Raw genomic sequence first — 20,393 nt, 5'->3', positions numbered from 1 at the left:
CAGAGATCGGGTCTCCGAGCGCCGATCCGGTGGGCTTATTGCCAATTCGCGACAATCACCGGCGCCAACGCGGTCTGGTAATTGGCCGGTAACGTGGTTTGGCCGGCCGCTGGAATCCCGAAGGTCACCATTGCCGAAACCAGATTCTCGATCCGACTGTCTACTAAGGTATGGTTGCCGTCGGTTGTCTTGAACTGTTCGACATGAGCGGCGCTGCTGGCGTACCAGTCCTTGAGCACCAGTTTATCCGAGGTGCCGATGATGCTAACTTCCAGATTATTGCCAGTGTGAACGAACCACAACTGGTCCGCGCCGACACCAGTCAGAAATTGAACGACGTCGGAATTGCCGACCGTGGCATCGTTTTCGACGATCAGATCCACGCCGTCGCCGCGGGCAAAGCCGTAAATGTCGTTGCCCGCGCCGCCGGCCAAGGTGTCGGCGCCTTTTCCGCCCCTGAGGGTGTTGGCACCGGCGTTGCCGTAGATCGTGTTGTCCAGACCGTTACCGGTGGCGCTAATCGCTACCGTACCCGTTAGACGTAAACTTTCCACGTTGTCGGTTAAGCTGTAGCTGACGCCGGCGTATACCGTATCGCCACCTTCGCCGGCCGCTTCAATCACTACGTCGCCGATATTGTCCACCTCGTAGGTATCGTTGCCTTGGCCGCCGCGCATGGTGTCGGCACCGCCGCCGCCTTTCAATGTATTGGCACCGGTATTGCCGTAGAGGACATTATTTAGGCTGTTGCCGGTAGCGTTAAGCGCCGCCGTACCGGTTAAACCTAAATTCTCCACATTGTCAGCCAGGGCGTAGCTGACGCTAGATTTCACGGCGTCGATACCACTATTCATTAACTCCAGAATTGTATCGCCAGCATTCTCAACGAGGTAGGTATCGTTGCCCAAACCTCCCACGAGTTGATCAATACCCGCTCCTCCGTCCAAAATGTTGGCCTCGTCGTCACCAGTCAACAAATTGTTGAGCGAATTGCCGGTGATATTCAATCCTGACTGCGAGGACTGCGCGTTTTCGACATTTTCCGCCAGTCTATACGTCAACCCCACCGCAAAACCTGACAGACGTACCGTATCCCAACCTTCTCCCGCCTTTTCCAACACGTTATCGATGTTGCCATCGTCAGCGGAAAGATAGTAAATGTCGTTGCCGGCACCACCGACCAAAGTATCCAAACCTTTACCACCATCCAGTTCGTCATCACCCGAGTACCCGTTAAGCAAATTATTCAAAATATTACCGTTCAAAATGTTACGCAGCGCATTCCCATTTGCGGTCGTTGCCGAATCCCCCATCAGTGAAATATTTTCTATACTTTCTCCTAATGAAAAATTGACATAGGCTAAAATTGTGTCGAAACCCGAGTTGACATAACCATCAACGTCCCAGATTAAACTATTATCTTCAAACACAATGTCGCCGGGGTTGTCAACAATATAAATATCGTTACCGACACCGCCATCCATAAAATCCGCACCTAAACCGCCATCCAGCGTGTCGTCGCTTCCAAAACCACCTTCATCAATTAATCTATTATCTAACGAGTTTCCGGTTAACCGGTTGCTGGCTTCATTCCCCGCGGCTCTGATGGCTGACGATCCAAACAATGTGAGATTCTCGATATTGGAATACATGCCCAAGGTGTAATCGACATTCGATTGTACAGTATCAAAACCCTCGTCTAAATGTTCAACGACCACATCCGATTGCTTATTAAGGATATAAATATCGTCTCCGCCGCCGCCAAATAGCGTATCAACACCATCGTTAACGCCTCCGCCGCCGTTCAGTGTATCGTCACCTACGTTGCCAATTAGTTTGTTTGCTAACAGGTTTCCGGTCATATTGGTTCCTAGCGAAGAACTTGCTCGCATCACTTCAATATCATTGAAACCGTCGTTGCTTAAGGTATAGTTGTTTCGAATCCACACAGTGTCGATACCCTCGCCGGTACCTTCGAATATGACGTCGTCCGCATTGTCTATTACATATTCGTCGTCCCCGATGCCCCCGGATAGGGAGTCGACACCCTCGCCACCGTCAAGTAAATTGTCGCCGTTATCCCCGAAAATGTTATTGTCAAGATTGTTGCCATGGAGCGTTAACCCAAGCCCAATTGAGCCAAGGTTTTCAATGTTCGATGACAGGTTGAGAACATCGTCCTCGGTAATAACCGTATCGATACCTTGATTTTCAGTTTCAATGACAGTGTCGCCGAAAATAAAATAGGTATCGTCGCCCAGTCCGCCCGAGAAGGCGCTTGATCCATTTCCGGTTAGCGTGTTATCTAGTTGGTTGCCCGTTATCCTGTGGCCTAAAGAACCTAATGCAACGACGTTTTCCACATTACCATAGTTATTAAGATCCATGTCCGAATCACCGAGCACCTGATCATAACCGCCGTCCGCCAATTCGGTAATGACATCGCCCAAATCGACATAGTAGGTATCATCGCCATCGCCACCTTGCAAAACGTCATCTCCTGATCCGCCATCAAGCGTGTCGGCGCCGTAACCTCCGCCGCCATACAATGTATCGCTACCATCACCACCAGATAACATGTCATCGCCATCGCTGCCTTGCAACAAATCGTTACCATCACCCCCATCAAGCGTGTCATTGCCATATCCGTAGATACCCCCCTCATCAAGCGTGTCATTGCTATATCCGTAACCACCCTTCAAAGTGTCGTTTCCGTCCTCGCCCAACAGTAAGTCGTACCCAGCGCCACCGTCCAAATAGTCATTACCGGTACCGCCATATATTTCGTCATCCCAGGCCCAGGCCAATTCCGAGCCCCATGAATAGGTGTATTCCGCTTCATTTGCGTATGCTAACACCGTGTCGTTACCCTCCAAGGCGTGTACGATCATCGGGCCGTCGCCGGTCCATGCGTAGTATTCGCCATTCAAACGATCTAATCCCCAGTTGAATGACGCTAGCGATGCGTAATCGCTAATATAGTCGTCTCCACCAGTCCCGCGAAGCGGAGGACGGGCATAATTCAAAAGATTCTGCAACACATAGGCCGAACTGCTGGCTCCGGCCAATACCGTGTAGTGGTGTAACATCTCTCCCGTGGAGGATTTGGTGTCCCAACTCACCAGTGCATCAGGTGCGATACCTTGCCCCTGTGAATTCTCGGCGGGGGTCCAGTCGGAAAGACTCAGTGTCCCGGCCGATCCTCGGTGATCCGGGTCAAGCTCGCCCCATTCAACTTGTAAATTAATAAAATCGTCGGTCGAATACGTGTTTCCGTTAATTGAGCTACTGATTAATTTATGATCGAAATTAAAACCGTAGCCACGATAATTAACTAAATCGGTTAAATTTAAGGTGAGTCCCTGAGTAAAGTCGCTACGATTTAAACCCTCGATTTGACTAGATGTTCCGCCAAAATCCATAAATGGCAGCTGGCCATCTGCCATCCATTGCGCTTGAGTTTTACCTAAATATTTTTGATCCAGGTTATTCTTGCCGGCAAATTGATTGATGCTGTCCGTCCATAAATTGGCAATTCCAGGCGCGATTTTTGAAAAATTTGCCCTATCGTATTGGGCAAAGGCAACCTTGTCGCCTTTATCTAACATTACGACTGAAAACTCGGTGGTATTAATATCGACAAGGTAAAAGTCGCCGCTTTCTCCGCCTTGAATGATTCCGGTTTCCGGCGTCATCAGAATATCGTTGGCTGGAGTACCGCTAATATCGGCTGTTTGAACAAGTTTTCCGAATCGCTCGGCATCATTATAGAAAGCCGAGGCTCCCAATTTAGTGGGTAAATAGGTTTCGCCACTTGGCGCGGTTAAGGTGGTTGGTTTTTCAGTCAATTCCCTTAGCAATGTTCTAACATCGACAGTTTTATCAGCAAACTTAATTTTATCTATTTGATATTCTCCACTAGTGCCGCCGTAAATAGTGATAACCCCATATACCGGGGAGTCGACAACGCGATCAACATACTGTTTTTTTATATCATCCCAAACCGGCTTAGACTCTCGAATCGTGTGATCGACCACCTTGATAACAAACGATCCGTATTCTATAGTCGGATAATATCCGAGTCCTTGATTTACTGTTGAGCTATCAATAGTAATTTCGTCCCACTTAAAATCCGACATGTCCAGCGTATCAACCCCTTCGGCACCTCTTAATCGTTCGTCCAATGCAATAATATCCAGATTACCGTAGCCACGGCGATACATGTAGGTATCATCACCGGCGCCACCGTTGACTTGGTCGATAAGTTTGTCCGAGAACTGCTTAGTAAAGTCAACGGAACCACTCAATTGGTTCTCAATGATGCTTCCATAGCTGTATATTGGCCGCCCGGAGTAATGCGTTTCAACATAGGCGCCACCGCCGTCGATGGTATCGTTACCGCCGAAGCCGAGCAGTAAATCCCCCGCGGCCACGGCGGCCGTGACAAAGGATTCCGCCTCGGTACCGTATCCGGAAGACTCTATGGATTGGTCTTGCGGCGGAGCAAGCGCTTTAAATAATGCGCTAGGCGAGTTTTTATCAGAGGATCCGGGAGCGACATAGTTTAAATAATTGTATTCGAAAGAATAGTCACGATTTCCTTTACTATCGCGCATAGTAGCGCCATTTTTATAGTGTTGGTATTCGGTTCTACTGACCGAGATAGTTTGTGTTTCGGTGTATCTATGCAGATTCCCCCAGTAAGAGTAATCTACTAGGTTGGTAAAAACAAATACATTGAGTCGATCCGGTGCTTTAATAAAAGCCCCTGCTTCTCCACCTATAACGGCTTGTCTATCGCTTAAATCGATGGTTACCGTCAAACTGTGTGGATAATATGTTTTATCGGGATTATTAACAGAAATCCAAGTCTGGTAATCGAGAATATCGGATTTTTGATTAATTTTGTACTGATATAGGCCGGCTTTGCTATCCCCGGTTAAAAAGTTATCAATCGAGTAACTCGTCGAGTGACCGCTCGCATCGAAGACGGTAGGGAAAACGATATTTTTAATGTCGTTTTGCCAAGCGCCGGTTTCAAAATAGCCGATAATATCGACCGTATATTTACCGTCCAGCGATTGAATCCGTAAGGTGTCGAAATGCGCCGGTCGCTGAATGCTTGCCAGATAGCTAGGGTCATTCCATCTTCTATACTTAGAATAGTCTTTATAATTTGTATCCTCGTAGCGCCACAACGCCGGAAATATGACTGTATCCGCCAACGCAGCTTCCGCGGAGGTCGGCGGGGCGGAGACGTAGGGGTAGTCGGTGTATTGACTAAGATAATCCGCTTCCAGCGGGTTGGGGATGCGAAAAAAACGCAAGCCTTCGGGAACGGCGCCAAACGGCATCATCAAAGTATCTTGCCCACCGTGGAAGGTATCCCGAACTACCGTGACGCCGCCGGTCGTTTGAAACTTATCGTCGCCGACGCCTCCGTCCAGAATGGCCCCGGACAATCCACCGGCCAAGCTGTCGCTACCAGCCCCACTGGTAACATACCAATAGGCTGCGCTCGAGTCCGCGGTATAGCGAACGCCGTTCAAGGTCGGGTTCTCGGTAGCCGAGCCCAACGGTCCGCCGTAGAGTTGATCGCTGTTTTCCGACCCGATTAAAATCCCGACAGCGGATGTATTTCCCACTGATTGGGTGTCATATTGGCTTAGATAATCAAAGCTATCGTCAGGGAAAAAGCCCCAGTTTTCGAAGATACTTCTGAGTGTGGCGGTTGAGTTGGTCCCTGTAGCGCTGGTGAACTTGAAGTTGGTACCGATGCTATAAGAAGATAGCGTTAGCGAATTAGAAAAACCGCTTCCCCAACTCAATTTAACTTTGGCGCCGTTACCGAGCAGTTCGAACCGCAGCTGATTGTGGTTTGTGAAATCGGTAACCCCGGCAATCTCGACAGTATCAACGCCGGTGAGTTTGGCAGCAGTATCGTTGCCGGACGCTAGTTCGAGTTTGATGACGTCGGTTCCCGAACCGGTATCGAAGTAATCGTCGCCCGCCCCCCCCATCAATAGGTCGTCGCCATCGCCGCCTAGCAGCTGGTCATTGCCACCGCCGCCAGTCAGCGAATCGTTGCCGTTCCCACCCGACAGGACATCGTCGGCGTTGCCCCCAATGAGCGTGTCGTTGCCGTCCTCGCCCAATAACGAATTGCCGTCATTACCGCCAATTAACTCGTCGTTACCCGCGCCACCGTTCAGTGAGTTGAACCCCGCTTCGCCGTAAAGATGGTCTTCGCCATTGCCGCCGAACAAAATATCGTTATTCGCGCCGCCCCAAAGCCAATCGTCGCCCTCGTCACCCAATAGCGTGTCTTGACCGAGTCCGCCATGCAACTGATCGTTACCGTCTCCCCCGGATAGCTTGTTGCCATCGTTACCGCCGACCAACTCATCGTTACCGCTCCCGCCATCCAAGACGTTGTAACCCGCGTCCCCATATAGATGGTCGTGGCCGGCACCGCCGTTTAAACTATCGTCGTTCTCGCCGCCCCAAAGCCAATCGTCACCGTTGCCGCCTGTCAGGGTGTCGTTTCCGGAGCCGCCCATTAACGTATCGGCGGTATTGGTGGCGCCTAGCCTGTCGGAGATCGAGGCGATGCGGTCGTTTCCGTTACCGCCGCGGAACGTATTTCCGCCCGCCAACCCGAAGATAACATCGTTCCCTGCGCCGCCGTCAATAGTTAGACCGTTGCGATTCAAGGCGTAGACGAGATCGTCCCCGCCCAAGGCGTTGATAATCGTCGATCCGAACCGGTCTTGCAGGATTGCGTCGTTGTCCTCCGTGGCTAAGTTCCCGATCAAGGCCGATACCTGCCGCTCCGATGCGCCGTACTGGACGTAATAGAGTGGCGAGCTATTCAGTTGCCACTGTGCAAGATCGACGGAACGCGCACCGAGAATCACGCTACTGCCGACGCCGTAATTCAAAGTGGTTTCAACGGCAAAGCCGTTTTGGGTAACGTTGGAGAAATTAAAGTGCCGGGTAACGTTTGCCGACGACAGACTAATAAAACGCAACGTATCGATATCTTCCAGGTCGGTTATGACGTCGGCGCCATCTCCGGGATTGAAGACAAACACGTCGGCGCCGCTGCCGCCGGTCAGGCTATCGTTGCCACTGCTACCGGTCAGCGTGTCATTGCCGCCACCGCCATCCAGAATTTCTGCTTCGCTGCTCGCATTGATGATGTCGTTCCCGTCGTAGGCCAAATATCGGCGAGGTCCTAGCAAACTCATCGCGGAGTCCCAGACCTCCTGACTTATGGTCTTGGGTTTGGCTACAGAGCCACCGGCGCGTAGCGTCTCATCCTCGGCGGTTCCGGTTCGCCAGTGCATGTTCTCGATACTGTAATACGCTGGTAGCGTGGGATTGTAGTATTCTCGGGTCATTGAGATTATCCAATTGCCATCACCGCTAGCGCTCCAAGTGAACCGACGCAGGAAATCGCTAGCGCCAAGATCGACGTAACTGCCGTCGGCCAACTCAATTTCAAACTTAATTCCCGCCGCAACTTCCGCCCATGCATCCCGAATATCAGCAATCTGTCCGGACTGCATTTGCCCTTGTTCCATTCGGTCTGCGTAGTAATTGATCAAGCCCATTTCGAACCGCCTGTTGCGATAGGTGGCTTGCTCCTCGGGGTGGAAAACCAATGACCACTCCGGCGCGACATAAATCGTACCCACGGAATACCCGCTGGTAATCGGGTCTTGGGTTATGGGGCTGTCCGCGCGATAAGTGTAAAGTTGCGAATCGTTCAGAACGGCCGTAACGCCGTTAAGAATGATCTTGCTCTGGCTGCCTCCCCCGACATCGTAGCTAATCTGCAGGTTGGACCCGATCACCGTTTGCGTGATGTTGCTTTTGGGGATTTTGGACTGGGTACGGATTACCAACGCATCCGCGGCATTGGCGGTTTTAAAGTCGGTGATGATCGTGGTGCTTGCGGTATTGCCGTCAATTAGAAATACATCGGCGTCCGCGCCGCCGGTCAACGTGTCGCTCCCTTGCCCGGCAATCAGGAGGTCTTGCCCGGAATCCCCGAAGAGCGCATCGTTACCGATCCCCCCTTCCAACAGGTCATGACCGTTTCCACCGGTCAGGGTATCCTTGCCGCTACCGCCGATTAAACTATCCGCGCCGGCTCCGCCATCGATGCGGTCGTTGCCGGTGCCGCCGTTCAAGTTATCGTTATTAGCCGATCCCGTGAACACGTCATCACCGCCACCGCCTACCAAGCGATCGACACCTTGTCCAACCGTAAGCGTTTTTCCGGCAACATTCCCTGAGCCAGTTGTTAGATTTATCGAAGTATTGCCGCTCACCGCCGCCATATTCAATTCGGATGGACTTGAATCGGGTACGTTGGCGATTTTCCAGTTTCCAATATATTCGTCGGTAATCACATAGCGCTTAGTTTTGTCGCGTTCGACGCCGACAATATCCAGCGACGCGAACAAATCTGCTGACGTTTCCATCCCGCCCAGACTATCCTCGACTTTGACTTGCCAAGTGCCGATGCTATTTTCCCCGCGAAAATGAACGCTCATCAGTTGCTGGCTAAATAGCGTCTCTCCCGGCGTATTCGCCAAAATTGCCCCGTCGGATTGAACGCCATTTCGATTCAACAAGACACTATGCGTGCCATTGGGCGAGATGAGTGTAATCACCAGGCCCGCCCACCTGGGATGATCGAGTTCCAGATGTAACAACACCTGTTCCACATTGACCGAACTGGTGACGTCGAAATTTAAAGTCCAAGAGGTATTCCCTGTACCGGGGTCGGTAACCGTATTGGCCGGCTGACGCTGATCCACAGCCACTCTGACCGGTTCGCTGCCTTCCGATTCCCAGCTTTCCGCCATCCGGACCGCCGCTGCCGCGTCCACCAAGCCGAAGCCGAAATCGTGGCTGAAATGCATGCCGCCGCCGTTCCAATCACTGTTGCCGTTGCTATACCAAACGGTGTCACCCTGGGTTCCGTCGCCAAGGTTCTTGGTAGCGGTGAGCGCTAAAATCGTTTGTACGTCGCGGTAACTTAAACCCGGATTAGCTTGCAGCATCAGCGCTACCACGCCGGAAACGACCGGCGCCGCAAAGGAAGTCCCTTGAGTTTCCTGGCTGTCGGCGCCAACCACGCTGCCGTTGGCGGTTTCGATCCGCACGCCGCTGGTGACAATGTTGGAACCCGGTGCCGCGACTAAAATATTTGCCCCACGGTTACTAAACGGCTTAACCACAGAGGAACCCCCACCAATGTCGCCGGTTCGGTTGATTGCCCCTACATTGATAGTCCAGGCGTTATTGGTCAGACTTGACAGCCCGGCGTCGTAGGCCTTGGCGCGGTCGTTTCCGGCGCCGAAAATCAATACCGTACCAAGACCGTTTCGCCCCTGTCTGACGGCGTTCTCAATCGCCTGATTATCCGACGCTTGTTCCACGCTAGCGCCCAAGTAAGCCTTATCGTCGTTCCAAGGGTTAGTGTGCCCCCAACTGTTATTGACGATGTCGTAGTGTTTTAGGTTCGCTAAATCGGCTTGATAGCCTGAAACCGAATTTTCAGGCACCATGCCGATCGAATTTAAATCTGAGTCGTAAGCCACGCCCACGCCGCCGATGCCGTTACGGTCGGCTCCGATGACCCCCGCCACGGCGGTGGCGTGAACCGAATGGTTGGCGGTGTCTATGAATTCGGCACTTTTATTGTCAACCAAATCGGGATGGTTCAAATCGGCCGCTTGGCGGCTGACGGCAAATTGGCCGCTGGGTTCCAGCACCAGCACCTGGACGCCCTGCCCGGTGTAGCCCATATTCCAGGCCGTTTGCGCGTTAATGGCACCGAGATACCATTGCTTGGCGTAATCGGGATCGGCTGGGGCGTTGGCGGGTACCAGCAATACGCGTGCCTTCATTTCGCCGCTGACGGTCGGATCGGCGACATTGGCCACCACCGGCGCCGTGTTGCCTTGGGCATCCTTGACTTTGTAACTGAATTCGGGAACGACTGAGCTGCCGGCTTTCGGCGTAAAGGTGATGGTTTTACCGTCGGCGCTCAAGGCCACGGACCCGCCCAGCGCATCGCCCACCCAATAAATCGATAATTGCGGGCTGCCTGGGTTTTGCAAATCCAGGTCGTTCGCCAGCAGGCTGCTGACGGCAATGCTGTAGCCGCTCGCCGTGCCGTTGACCTCAACGCGATCGTTGACCGGCAGGGGATTGGGTAGGGTAAAGTCCACCGCAGTCGGCGTTTGTCCGCGCAGGAAGCTGAAGCGCTCGACATTCTTCACCGTCTGCACGCCGTCGCGGTTGGAGACTTGGCCGGCCAGCACAGCGCTGCCGTCGCTGTTTTGGGTGTCGGTAATGGTCCAACTGGCGTCGGCGTTTTTGGCGAAACGGTATTCTTCCAACTGGCCTTTGAGTTCGATCAAGTCGGTGCCGGCCCCGCCGTCCACCGTGTCCGTGCCGCCACTGGCAATAATCACGTCGTTGCCGTTGCCGCCTTGCAGGTCGTCATTGTCCAGACCGCCGTCCAGCACGTCGTTGCCGTCGCCGCCCAGCAGCTGGTCGTTGCCGCGATGGCCGCGGATCAAGTCGTCACCGGCCAAGCCTTCCAATACGTCGTTGCCGTCGCCGCCGGACAGTACGTCATCGGCGCTGCCACCAATGATCAAGTCATCGCCCGCCGCGCCGTCGATGAAGTAGTTATCCGCGCCGCCGCCAACCAACACATCGTCGCCATAGCCGCCATAGACCACTTCGCTATGAGTCTTGGCCAGGTTCAAGAATACGCCCCGGTCATCGGCGACCAGCACGGTATCGATGCCGGCCCCGGCGTCGATGTCGGCCTGGTAGTCGTCGGCGTCGATGATCAACAGGTCGGCACCTGCGCCGGCATTGAAGTGATCGCTACCCGCGCCGCCGGTCGCCCAGTCGTCGCCAGCGCTGCCAATTAGAGTATCGTTGCCGACGCTGCCGATGGCTTGGTCGGCGCCGCTGCCATTCAAGTCCAGCGTCACGCCGAAGCCGCTTTTGGCGACCAGCGCGGTTTGGCCGCTGCCGCTGATTTTGTCGATGGCTCCGCTGGCGCCGTAAGCGGTGCTCGATACGGTAGGCGCGCTGCCGGTTTGGTCGAACGGCACGTCCCACAGGGTTTTGTGGCTGCCGTCGGCATAGGTGGCGACCACGCCTTTGATGCCACTCTGGCCGACCACCGGATTTGCCACTGTACTAGTCTGTAGGTGAGCGGGATTGAGATCGATGCTGACGATGTTGAGGTCGGTCAGGCTTTGCCGTTCTTCCGCGCTGGCGTAGCCGTCCCGGTTGCGGTCGGCCCAGAGTTGCAGTTGGGCATAGGCGCTGTCGTTGGCATTCAGTATGCCGTCCTTGATGCCGTTAGCGTCGCCGTCCAGGCTGAACAGGCTCAGCGGTTTGCTTGGCGCCTGCCCCGAGCCGGTCGAAGGGTCGGTCAAATCCACCAGTTCAGTGCCGTTGTTGATGCGACCGTCGCCGTTGACGTCCAGTACCAGCAGAGGATCGGTCGGCGCGGTCCAGTGCACGGCTTCCGAAACACCGTCGGCGTTGAGGTCGAAGTTAACGCCATCGGCACCCAGGCGGATGCCGTCGCCGCCGGCGTCCAGGCTGAGCGGGTCGGTGTAGGCCAGATGCTTGCCGTCGAAGGTCAGTTGCAGTTGGCGGCCTTCGGCATCGTGGCTCTGTACAAACCAGCCGGCGGCAAAGCCGCCGTTGGTTAATTGATTTTGGTTGGGCGAGAGGATCACGTCGGTGGCGCCGTTGAAGGTGACATACTGGCCGTTGACATAAGCCCCCGAACCGGCGTTGGGGGTAATGGCAATGGCGCGGCCCTGGCTGTCGAGATGCAGGGTACCGGTAAACGTGAAGTCCTGGCCGTTGCTGCGGTTAACGAGGGTTTGGTTGGGCAAGCTGCCGACAGCGCCGGCGGGGAGGTTGTTCAACACGATTTGGCCGTCCCCGCCGGACGAACCGCCGAAGCCGGCGGCGCGCAAGGCGTTCATCAGGTCGTCGGTGGGATTGAAGCTGTGGTTGCCGGGCCGGGTGGCGTCGGCCGTCAGGTTACTGGCGACGGTGTTGGCTATGCCGCTGCCGTTAACGTACGTCGACGACATCGCCGCGTTGTAACCGGCACCGCCGGCCAAGTTCCCCCAACCGTGCGCGCTGCTGCCCAGGCTGGCGGGGCTGGTGGGTTTCAGGTCGCTGGGGTCGGTGGTGAGGTCGAAGGTGGCGGGGTTGGTTGAATCTTGAACCAACTGCTTATTATCAAACAAATCAAGTACTGCAGTCTTTAAATCAGCTATCGATACAGGACTTAACCCGAGATAATCAGATAATGAAGTCCAAAATAATGGTGAATTTTCTTCGCTTAAACCTAGAGCGGGAGCGATACCGGTTTCCCACAAATATTTACCAGACAAACCTGCCGCGACTCCTCCAATTGCGGCAGCACCAAGTGCCCATGCTCCAGTTATTGGAAAGCTCAATATCGCTGCGCCTACCAACACTCCGGTTAAGGCTCCCATTGCCGTTGACCCTAGTTCAAAAGATGTGACGTTTGGGTCTTTCATTTCCCATAACACTTCGGCGGCGGCAACCGTTGTTCCTAGGTTTTTGGCGATACCCTCAATTTTGATTGCCATCGGCTTAACGGTACTGGCGAAATCGTTATACCAATCGATATTGGCCAAACTCGTTTTGACAGTATCAATACGAGCAAGGACCATTTGGTTGCCAGTTTGCTTTTCTACAATGGTAAGCTCGTCATATAAAGCCGTAGTTACCTTATCCCATGCCTTTGCCATTTCATGCGTTTGTATTGCTGTAATGGTTTCTTGTTTGACAAGGTCATTTGCAGTTTTAATGAGATTGTTCAAAGAGCTCGTAATGCGATCAAGTCCTTTGCTGGCAATCTCTGCCCCAACGCCACCCGCATCCCAGCCATCTAAATCATACCAAGCCATATTTATCTCCTGAAAGCAATAAAGACAATTTTTTCAAATAAACAATATGCAACTGCTAATAATATTGCTGCCGCTATGCCGCTAAATAAATAACCAGTTACAGAAAGAGCAAAACGCGAAGAATTAATTGGCAAAAAATTAAAGTCATACCCAGGATTCACAAAAAGACAGAAATATCCCAAAAAGGACATCAATACAACTCCAGTAAAAAACACTTTTATCACCTCAAATTGTGTTTTTGGCAACCAATCAATTAAACCCTGGTTCCTCCGAATAGACAGGATTGAAATGAATAAATAATACGGTGATAAAGCCCACATGAGCGAAAAATAGAGCTCGGATACTTGTGGAAATTCAGACTTTATTGCATACCCTTCTATTGGGGGGAATATTGCCTTTAATTTTGATGTGACAGATTGAAGCAGCCAATGCTTATCGAGAATGTTTTCTGGACAAAGCAACGCAATAAAAAATCCAAATACAATTGGGGAAATAAACATTAGGCGACCTGGATTTTTAAAATTAGGTTTGTCGTATTTCATTTATTCTATTTTCCATGGGCTGTTGGACTCAGATAGGCATCAAGGCCGTAAGGCGCAATAACCAACGGGCATTGCGCCGTATTTTCAAACTATTCAAACTCATATAAATCTCCATCAATTCCAGCCCAATTTAAAGAATAGATGCTCTGCTCAATCCACCGGTGAAAGGTTGAGAATGGCCAATCTTTTACCTGCTTTACCCAGCCATGCTTTACCGGGTTGTAACGGATATAATTCAAATGCGCTTGAAAATCCGCTTCATCTCGTATCAGGTGTTCCCAATAGCGCCGCTGCCATAGGCCGCGTTTTCTACGCTTGATTCTTTTGGCCGACCCGTTGACAGCCAGTTCGTTGAACAACTGTAAATCCATGCGCTGCCGGTCGGCTTCCGCTAGCGGCGGATACTCGCGCGGCGGCTGATAGGGCGTCGTGTAGACGTACCAAGCCAATACCAACAGGACGATAACGCTAAGAACGAGCAGTATTTTTTTTTGATGGGCATGTTGGCGCGGATGAGCAGGCCGAATGATTATGTGGACGAAATCGTATTTTATGAAAATGACAAATCAATGACATCGGCTAAAGTCAGCGGATTCAAGCATTGACCTATCCGCTAGGCTTTGACTTTTAAGGCTTTTGCGTTAGCGGTTGTCCCAGGGGGCATGACGCTAAGTCTTTTCAGGTTGCTCGGCTTTGTTGCATAAACCCCAGGGTAAGCAAACTTCCCTTTACCCCAAATCCGCTAGACGGATTTAGGGTATAGCCACCGTAACCGGCGTACCCAAGTGGGTGAATCGGTTTAACAGTGCAGCCCGAATCTGTAACTCGGCAACCTGGCTGTTAAAGCGTCGTGCATTGACGGGTTCGCCCAACAGTTTGAAACAACGCATTTTGGTTTCCACCAGGCTGCGGCGATGATAGCCGCTCCACTTTTTCCAAATGGCTCGACCTAACCGTTGCATGGCACGCAGCGTTTCATTTCGAGCGTGGGCGCCTGGCGTATTTTCTTTCCACGGCTTGCCGTTCTTTCGCACGGGAATAATGGCTTCCGCGCCCCGTTCGGCAATCGCCGTGTGATCACGTTTAGTGTCATAGGCGCCATCGCCACTGACAAAGTTGATACGTTCGTCCTGAGGAATCTGATTGAGCAAATCCGGTAATACTTGAGCGTCACCGACACGGTTTGACGTGACTTCAGTCGCCCGAATTTCCAGGGTTTCGGCATCGATTCCTAAGTGAACCTTACGCCATTGGTGGCGATACTCAGCCCCGTGCTTCTTGGTTTTCCATTCGCCTTCTCCCAACATTTTCACGCCGGTGCTGTCGACGAGCAAGTGCAACCCCTTGGGATTGGGGCGATAAGAAATACAGACCTGCAAGCGTTGCTGGCGACGGAAAAGCTTCGAATAATCAGGCATCGGCCAGTCGAGGCCAGACAGCTTCAACAGACTGTCCACCATGCCAGTAGCTTGCCGTAACGCCAGGCCGAATAGGTTCTTGACCATCAGGCAAAATTGAATCGCTGCATCTGAAAACTTCTCCGCTCGCCCACGTTTTCCACTAGTCGGCGCTAACCAATCCATGTCTTTATCGATCCATAGCAACAGGGCTCCGCGTTGCTTCAAGGATTGGTTGTAATCACGCCAATTGGTCGTTCTGTATTTTTGGGGTTGTACCTTAGGCATTTAGGCTCACTGTCAGTGATTCTCCTTTCACAGTGGGGGCTACGGGCGATTTATGCAACAAAGCCCTTGTCTAATAATTTCAGCAAATTACGCTTTGTTGGCAAGGTTTAACTGCTCTTTTCAGGATCATCGCTCATAACTGCTCACATAGGAAAAATGATTTATTTGTAAGGTTGAGGTCATTTCTACGACTTGCCTCTGAACGAGTTCAGATAAGTTTTCAGTGGGGCCGCGTAACGATGAATGCATTCAAACCTCGAAATTTCGACAGCGTGGAAGCAACGAAAACCAAGTTTCCCCAATTGCTTTCAGACTAAGCCTTCCAGCAGCATTATTCATAGAAACCGAGCATCTTTGTCCGCGCACCATAATCCCACAAGCCGCTACTGCCCGGATTTCATCGCTAACCAATCCAATCCAAATCGCCCCAAATATTTACGAAGCCTATCCGAATCATTTGTGCTGCCGCGCTGCGTGCGGGAAACGCTAAACAGCCGGGAGTTATAACTAAATCTGGTGTACGGCCAAGCTTGAAGAGAGGTGGCGTCCTCTGCTGAAATGAGATTGACGAGATCGAATAACAGCCACCACGAGAGACGCCATGAACAAAGATAACGCAAAAGACTGGGGATGTGCGGGTTCCATCCACGATAGTTTGACTGATTTATTAAGAAACGGTGCTCGCGCCTTAATTCAACAGGCCGTTGAAGCCGAGCTCCAAGCCTTTTTGACGGACTACCGGAATGTGACGGATTTGAAAGGTCGCCAGACGGTTGTTCGCAATGGGTATTTACCCGAACGTGAAATCGTTACGGGGGTGGGTCATGTGGCCGTCAAAATTCCCAAGGTGCGAGACCGTTCCGGCGGTGGCATCAAATTCAATTCGTCCTTGGTGCCACCCTATGTCCGTAAAGCCAAGCGGGTGGAAGCGGCTTTGCCCTGGTTGTATCTGCGCGGTATTTCGACGGGTGACATGCAGGAAGCGTTGTCGGTGCTGCTGGGCACAGAGGCTAAAGGCTTGTCGCCAGCGGTGGTCAGTCGCTTGAAAGCGCAGTGGGCCGATGATTATCAAGCCTGGAATCAGCGAGATTTGTCGAATGAGCGCTATGTCTATGTGTGGGCCGACGGTATTTATTCGACGCTGCGCGGCGAAGATGACCGCCTCTGTCTGTTGGTGATCATCGGCGTCAATGAGCAGGGTGAAAAGCGACTTTTGGCACTCTCGGATGGCTATCGAGAATCCAAGGCATCCTGGCTGAGCGTCTTGCAAGACTTGCAGGCTCGCGGTTTACAGGACGCGCCGAAACTCGCCACCGGTGATGGGGCGCTGGGCTTTTGGGCGGCGGTGAACGAAGCTTGGCCACAGACACGGACGCAACGCTGCTGGGTTCATAAAACGGCGAATGTGCTGGCCGCATTACCGGATTCGCTTCAGGCAAAAGCCAAGGCAAGCTTGAAGGAAATCTGGATGGCGCAAACCAAAGCTCAGGCAACCAAAGCCTTTGATCGCTTCCAGAGAGACTTTGAGGCCAAGTACCCCAAGGCGGTTAACCTCTTGGAAAAAGACCGTGAATCGCTACTGGCGTTTTACGACTTTCCCGCCGAACACTGGGCACACATCCGCACCACCAATCCGATTGAATCGAGCTTTGCCACCATTCGCCATCGGACGACGCGAACCAAGAACTGCGTGTCACGGAATACGCTGCTGGGCCTGGTGTTCCAGTTGGCACTGACCGCCGAAAAAAGTTGGCGCAAGATACGCGGATTTAAACAATTGCCGGACGTGATCCAGGGCATCCGATTTCAGGATGGCATCGCTGTCATCGCTGAGACAGATAATAGGGAAGACAATCAGCAGATCGCCGCCTGATTCAATTGGCCTGTACACCAGATTTGACTATTTCTCTAGAGCCTATATGGCTGACTATTGAGATATCTTGCAGATGTTCTGCTAAAACAAGTCCAGCGCCACACCTATCCGGGACTAAATTCATCACTTCGCTAGCGCTCCGTTTCCATGAATTTCAGCGCATGTGAATTGCGTTTTAATCCCCAGTGCTTAATCCATCTCAAACGGGATAGGTAAGCATAAAAATTCGAACTAATCATTGGCTTCATATAATACGCAACCTGGTTCCATTGATATTGCAAGGCTTGGTGACACGCCGTTAAGTCATGCGAGAGCCGATGTTTCGACCCATGGTTGGGTCGAAACGAGATGATTCGGACGCATCGGGGCCGCCGAAGGCCATCACCGAGACGGTGGAGTCCTGATTTTCATCCCATGGATGGGCGAAAATCTTTCCGGACGGAAGCCGTCACTCGCCGCGAAACCTAGTAGGCATGATTGGTAAAAATAATATTGCGGTCATTGCATCAGATTAGACGATAGACCACAACGGGTCGCCTGGCGACCGTCGGCTCATCAGATTCACGCCGGAAAGCTGTCATTCAATTCCGATACCTGAAAGCGGCCGTTCGTCACTGTGTCCAACCGACCCAAAAGCGACATTTACAGCTTTGCGATCAATTTCGGCTGGAATTTAAAGAGCTGCCGTTCAACTTACAGTTTTTGTTAAACGTTCTTCATCTCGCAGAGTCAGAACTTCATAGCCCTCTGCTGTAACCGCAATAGTGTGTTCCCATTGTGCAGAGAGCTTTTTGTCACGAGTAACGACTGTCCAACCATCACGCTTTGTTTTAATTTTAGCTTCGCCTTGGTTGATCATTGGCTCGATGGTAAAAGTCATACCTTCTTGCAAAACAATTCCGCTATTCGGTTTTCCGTAATGTAAAACCTTAGGCTCCTCATGCATTTCTTGTCCAATACCGTGACCGCAGTATTCGCGTACAACCGAATAGCCATGTGAAGATGCAAATTTTTTAATCGCGTAACCAATATCACCAAGTGTTGCGCCGGGTTTTACTGCGCGAATACCCTGCCACATAGCCTCGTAAGTTTTATCAACTAGCCTTTGGGCTAATGGTGAAGCATCGCCGACTATGAACATTTTACTTGAGTCGGCGATATAACCATTTTTTTCAAGCGTTATATCGACATTGATGATGTCACCGGACTTAAGAAATTGGGTGGTGGAAGGTATGCCGTGACAAACAACATCATTGATTGATGTGTTTAGAACAAATGGGAAATCATATTGTCCTTTACTGGCCGGTCTTGCATTTAACGTGTTGGTAATAAAATCTTCAACCCGATCATTGATTTCCATGGTTGAAATGCCGACTTTGATGTGTTGATCGAGATAAGTGAACACAGATGCGAGCAAACGCCCTGATTCACGCATCAAATCAAGTTCATTATCATTCTTTAGGACAACACTAGCCATTGCTAACCTCATTTAACTCAACAGCAGCAAGGCGTAATTGTTCTCGCAAAATCTCTGTGTAAGTCATGTTGGGATGAGTTTCAGCGAGCATGCCGATTTTTATCCAAAACTCAGCCTGGGAATTGATCGAACGAACCATCGTGCTACTGGCTTTCCGGATCTCTTCATGTAGTTCATCACTGATTTTAACGATGCCCATAATTACCCTTAATATACGAAACGTATATGTATTGTATATTAACGTAATGGTGATCACAAGAATCTGCAAAGGACGTTTCCGGCGAGTGCTGGTCTTCGCGATATAAAAATGGCTATCCCTGTGCTGATTTTCCGCTACACCGGCACGGTTACCATTTGTACGAAACCCATGTGCAACAAGCCATTAATTTAGCCGCGCGCGGAAGCCGAATTGCCAAACGCGCATCGGCGCATACATTTCGTAACAGCGTTGCCAGCCATCTATTGCAAGCCAATGTCGATATTCGCACCAATCAAGAACTATTGGGCCACAGCGATTTGAAAACGATGATGGCGGCAATGAGTCAGTTTGTAGTCATTGGTCAATGAGTGTTCTCTGACAGCTATTGGCCGGGTCGAGCCGAAGACGACTCAAGGTTGCTTGCCCAAAAGCCGCCACTCGTTGAAGTTAGGAATGAAAAATTACGCCGACATCATCAAGGACCGGTTTTGGCCGGAGGGGCCTAACGGCTGGAGATCCAACAAGTTATTGGCGCCAAATTCCCATTGATTTCAACCAAACATGCTTTAACCGGCCACGGGCACTTAGTCGTCTTGCAGTCGATCTCTCAGCCTAACGCCCGAACCATGCTTGCCAACCTGTCGATCACTTGTCGTTCTGTTGTCGTCTTTACTTTGAGCGATTGCATAACGCACAGTCCAACACTATCGTCGATTCCGTCGTCCGAAAATGCTTGTAATCGTAAAATCGGATATTCGCGTTTTCACTCAGCAAGAGTGAGCAGTCGGGAATATTCCGGCCACCTGTTCTACTCGAAATCCGGGTTTTGAACTCCTCCAGTCCCGATGTCCCGTAGACTTTTGCAATACTCGGATGCAGCGGGTTTAAATAGTAATGCGCTTCGATCTGTTGGCTATTTAGAAACTCCACCAGCGATTTAAACTCGTCGAATCGCGTCATTATCCAAGGCGAAACAGACTTTGGCCCCCTACCCTGCTCGAATTGTCTGTTGACGAATTCAGTTTCGTTTCTCTGTATTTCCGTCTCGTACCGGACCAATTGATACCGGCCCGTTTCGTCGATGTCGTATCGAACGGAGATGGTGTGATGGTAGGCATCAAACAGATACCCTATCCCATCGCCGAGGCTGGGTTCGAACAGGTAGTCCAAATAGAATTTCCAGCGCGATTCGCCGGTCACGATCGGATGCAATCGATTGGCCGGGCCCTCGTTCACCGGGTCTGAAAAGGCGAACGGCTCCAATCCGTAGACGATGCGCTTCAGCGGCAGCCCTTGTCCGATCAAGGCCTTGATCGTTTGAAGAATTTCGCCCGGCCGCCCCGCCAAGAAGGCCAGGTTGTAACACCGGCTTTCGGGGAAATACACCGCCAACAGCCGTGGATCGAGCAAGCCCATCACCGATGAACCGACCAAAAGGCAATCAATTGGCTGCTCTGGATCCGGAGCCGATATCGTGTTCAACAAATGCCGCACCTTGAGGTAGCGTTCGTTGGTCGCCGGCGACGTGTAGGGTTCCGCAACCCCTCGGTCGACGTCGAACACTTGGTAGGGATTGACCCACCAGTTCCACGCCGGCATCGCCCCGCCGA

Annotated in this window: 10 protein-coding genes and 1 pseudogene; 4 read left to right on the top strand and 7 right to left on the bottom strand. The window is 51.8% G+C overall.

Annotated elements, in window-relative coordinates; genetic code table 11:
* Nucleotides 1-35 precede the first annotated feature (35 nt).
* Nucleotides 36-11,030: a S8 family serine peptidase gene (locus ACQE3E_RS23915; RefSeq protein ID WP_427501722.1), complete on the bottom strand. Its 10,995-nt coding sequence runs from the start codon at nt 11,028-11,030 to the stop codon at nt 36-38.
* A 222-nt stretch (nt 11,031-11,252) separates the two neighbouring features.
* On the opposite strand from ACQE3E_RS23915, the gene ACQE3E_RS23910 reads away from it, so the two are divergent.
* The gene (locus ACQE3E_RS23910) at nt 11,253-11,765 is read left to right on the top strand and encodes a hypothetical protein (protein WP_427501721.1); all 513 of its coding nucleotides are present in this window, start codon (nt 11,253-11,255) and stop codon (nt 11,763-11,765) included.
* A 214-nt stretch (nt 11,766-11,979) separates the two neighbouring features.
* Nucleotides 11,980-12,171, top strand: a complete 192-nt coding sequence (locus ACQE3E_RS23905) for a hypothetical protein (protein WP_427501720.1) — start codon at nt 11,980-11,982, stop codon at nt 12,169-12,171.
* Between the two features lie 838 nt (nt 12,172-13,009).
* Here the strand turns inward: ACQE3E_RS23905 and ACQE3E_RS23900 are convergent.
* The 3 genes from ACQE3E_RS23900 to ACQE3E_RS23890 form a co-directional block, all read right to left on the bottom strand.
* Nucleotides 13,010-13,549: a hypothetical protein gene (locus tag ACQE3E_RS23900; RefSeq protein ID WP_427501719.1), complete on the bottom strand. Its 540-nt coding sequence runs from the start codon at nt 13,547-13,549 to the stop codon at nt 13,010-13,012.
* A gap of 89 nt (nt 13,550-13,638) precedes the next feature.
* Complete coding sequence (locus ACQE3E_RS23895; RefSeq protein WP_427501718.1) at nt 13,639-13,998, bottom strand: REP-associated tyrosine transposase; 360 nt, start codon at nt 13,996-13,998, stop codon at nt 13,639-13,641.
* A 303-nt stretch (nt 13,999-14,301) separates the two neighbouring features.
* On the bottom strand, nt 14,302-15,234 hold the full coding sequence (locus ACQE3E_RS23890) for an IS5 family transposase (RefSeq protein WP_427501717.1): 933 nt from the start codon (nt 15,232-15,234) through the stop codon (nt 14,302-14,304).
* A gap of 601 nt (nt 15,235-15,835) precedes the next feature.
* Here ACQE3E_RS23890 and ACQE3E_RS23885 point away from each other — a divergent pair.
* Nucleotides 15,836-17,107, top strand: a complete 1,272-nt coding sequence (locus ACQE3E_RS23885; protein WP_427501716.1) for an IS256 family transposase — start codon at nt 15,836-15,838, stop codon at nt 17,105-17,107.
* 688 nt (nt 17,108-17,795) lie between these two features.
* Here the strand turns inward: ACQE3E_RS23885 and map are convergent.
* Nucleotides 17,796-18,584, bottom strand: a complete 789-nt coding sequence (map, locus tag ACQE3E_RS23880; protein WP_427501715.1) for a type I methionyl aminopeptidase — start codon at nt 18,582-18,584, stop codon at nt 17,796-17,798.
* On the bottom strand, nt 18,577-18,783 hold the full coding sequence (locus ACQE3E_RS23875; RefSeq protein WP_064031023.1) for a ParD-like family protein: 207 nt from the start codon (nt 18,781-18,783) through the stop codon (nt 18,577-18,579). The genes map and ACQE3E_RS23875 overlap by 8 nt, the downstream gene beginning before the upstream one ends.
* A gap of 149 nt (nt 18,784-18,932) precedes the next feature.
* Between ACQE3E_RS23875 and ACQE3E_RS23870 the strand changes: the two are divergent.
* Nucleotides 18,933-19,151, top strand: a pseudogene (locus ACQE3E_RS23870) (tyrosine-type recombinase/integrase); the annotation flags it as partial.
* A gap of 301 nt (nt 19,152-19,452) precedes the next feature.
* On the opposite strand, the gene ACQE3E_RS23865 reads toward ACQE3E_RS23870, so the two are convergent.
* Complete coding sequence (locus ACQE3E_RS23865) at nt 19,453-20,346, bottom strand: hypothetical protein (RefSeq protein ID WP_427501714.1); 894 nt, start codon at nt 20,344-20,346, stop codon at nt 19,453-19,455.
* Between the last annotated feature and the right edge of the window lie 47 nt (nt 20,347-20,393).

This window comes from Methylomonas sp. MED-D, from assembly GCF_050276835.1.
Classification (GTDB): domain Bacteria; phylum Pseudomonadota; class Gammaproteobacteria; order Methylococcales; family Methylomonadaceae; genus Methylomonas; species Methylomonas koyamae_A.
The sequence above is the reverse complement of the archived record's forward strand: the minus strand, read 5'-3'. Positions and strand labels throughout refer to the sequence as shown.

Bases quoted from the DNA above. Each gene is read 5' to 3' on its own strand.
- map (WP_427501715.1), bottom strand. From the start codon at position 18,584: ATGGCTAGTGTTGTCCTAAAGAATGATAATGAACTTGATTTGATGCGT.
- ACQE3E_RS23900 (WP_427501719.1), bottom strand. From the start codon at position 13,549: ATGAAATACGACAAACCTAATTTTAAAAATCCAGGTCGCCTAATGTTT.
- ACQE3E_RS23885 (WP_427501716.1), top strand. From the start codon at position 15,836: ATGAACAAAGATAACGCAAAAGACTGGGGATGTGCGGGTTCCATCCAC.
- ACQE3E_RS23875 (WP_064031023.1), bottom strand. From the start codon at position 18,783: ATGGGCATCGTTAAAATCAGTGATGAACTACATGAAGAGATCCGGAAA.
- ACQE3E_RS23890 (WP_427501717.1), bottom strand. From the start codon at position 15,234: ATGCCTAAGGTACAACCCCAAAAATACAGAACGACCAATTGGCGTGAT.